This window comes from uncultured Aggregatibacter sp. (genome assembly GCF_938046485.1).
Classification (GTDB): Bacteria; Pseudomonadota; Gammaproteobacteria; order Enterobacterales; family Pasteurellaceae; genus Aggregatibacter.
Map to the genome: position 1 here is coordinate 1 of NZ_CALIWN010000062.1, position 2,053 is coordinate 2,053.

General features: G+C 42.6%; 1 protein-coding gene and 1 pseudogene. One reads left to right on the forward strand and one right to left on the reverse strand.

Translation table 11 applies throughout. The features are described 5' to 3' along the window. Positions 1-93: 93 nt before the first annotated feature. Positions 94-1,710 (forward strand): phosphoenolpyruvate carboxykinase (ATP), encoded by a 1,617-nt coding sequence (pckA, locus tag Q0203_RS07960; RefSeq protein WP_297931254.1) that lies wholly within the window; start codon positions 94-96, stop codon positions 1,708-1,710. Positions 1,711-1,816: 106 nt separating this feature from the next. Here the strand turns inward: pckA and Q0203_RS07965 are convergent. After that, a pseudogene (locus Q0203_RS07965) lies at positions 1,817-2,053 on the reverse strand (multidrug transporter); the annotation flags it as partial.

A 2,053-nucleotide genomic window follows, 5' to 3' on the forward strand; every position in this document is an offset into this window, starting at 1 on the left:
AATCTTTGATCAAGATAACAGTTTTTAGGTAGAAATTCTCATAGAATAGAGACAGTCTTTATTTTTAGTACTTTTAACACAACGAGATGATCTATGACTGACTTAAGTAAAGTGATTAAAGAACTTGAAGCACTTGGTATTCATGATATCAAAGAGGTTGTTTATAACCCAAGTTATGAACAATTATTTGAAGAAGAAACCAAACCGGGCTTAGAGGGGTTTGAAAAAGGTACGTTGACCACAACCGGCGCCGTGGCTGTTGATACCGGCATCTTTACCGGTCGTTCACCGAAAGATAAATATATTGTGTTGGATGACACCACAAAAGACACCGTTTGGTGGACTTCCGATGCAGCGAAAAACGATAATAAACCAATGACCCAAGAAACGTGGGCAAGCTTGAAAGGCATTGTGACTAAACAACTTTCCGGTAAACGCCTATTTGTGGTTGATGGTTTCTGTGGTGCTAGCGAACAAGACCGCATTGCGGTACGTATCGTGACTGAAGTGGCATGGCAAGCCCATTTCGTGAAAAACATGTTTATTCGTCCGACAGAAGCTGAATTAAAAGATTTCAAACCAGGTTTCGTGGTCATGAATGGTTCTAAATGCACCAACCCGAACTGGAAAGAACAAGGTTTGAACTCTGAAAACTTCGTTGCATTTAACTTGACTGAACGAGTTCAATTAATCGGCGGTACTTGGTACGGCGGTGAAATGAAGAAAGGGATGTTCTCCATGATGAACTACTTCCTACCGCTTAAAGGTGTGGGTGCAATGCACTGTTCCGCTAACGTAGGTAAAGATGGCGATGTTGCAGTATTCTTTGGCTTGTCCGGTACGGGTAAAACAACCCTTTCTACCGACCCGAAACGTGAATTAATCGGTGACGATGAACACGGTTGGGACGATGTGGGTATCTTCAACTTTGAAGGTGGTTGCTACGCGAAAACCATTCACCTCTCTGAAGAAAATGAGCCAGATATTTATCGCGCAATCCGTCGTGATGCGTTATTAGAAAACGTGGTTGTGCGTGCAGATGGTTCTGTTGACTTTGATGACGGTTCTAAAACAGAAAATACCCGTGTGTCTTATCCGATTTATCACATCGATAATATCGTTAAACCGGTTTCCCGTGCAGGCCACGCAACGAAAGTGATTTTCTTAACTGCAGACGCATTCGGCGTATTGCCACCGGTTTCTAAATTAACACCGGAACAAACTAAGTACTACTTCTTATCCGGCTTTACTGCGAAATTAGCGGGTACAGAACGTGGTATCACCGAACCAACCCCAACTTTCTCAGCGTGTTTCGGTGCGGCGTTCTTAACTTTACACCCAACTCAATATGCAGAAGTATTAGTTAAACGTATGCAAGCGGCAGGTGCGGAAGCTTACTTAGTGAACACCGGTTGGAACGGTACAGGTAAACGTATCTCTATTAAAGATACTCGCGGTATTATCGATGCGATCTTAGATGGTTCTATCGAAAAAGCTGAAATGAGCGAACTACCAATCTTCAACTTGGCAATTCCTAACGCTTTACCGGGCGTTGATTCTGCTATCTTAGATCCGCGTGACACTTACGCGGACAAAGCACAATGGGAAGCGAAAGCGAAAGACCTTGCCGGTCGTTTCGTGAAGAACTTCGAAAAATATGCAACAAATGCTGAAGGTAAAGCATTAATTGCTGCAGGTCCTAAAGCGTAATCTTCTGATATGTTGTAAAACGCTGTATTAAAAAATAAATTGAACGGCCATCACATCATGAATGTCATGGCCGTTTTTTTACACTGAATTCAATTAACAGAAACGCCTAGTTATCTTGAAACCAACTGGACGTTAACGTGTCAACATCAAAAACTTGCCCAATTAACGGCGTCAAAGGATTTAACCCCAACTTCTGCGCCATCGGAATGCTTTGTAATACCGGCTCATTCCATGCGTGCAATGCCAAAGGATAAGCGCCCCAGTGAATTGGCATAAATCGTTTTGGATTTAATTTAACGGCCAATTCAACCGTTTGATGAGGAAATAAATGGTTATCCGGCCA

Excerpts from the sequence above, each read along its gene's own strand:
- pckA (WP_297931254.1), top strand. The coding sequence starts at position 94 with ATGACTGACTTAAGTAAAGTGATTAAAGAACTTGAAGCACTTGGTATT.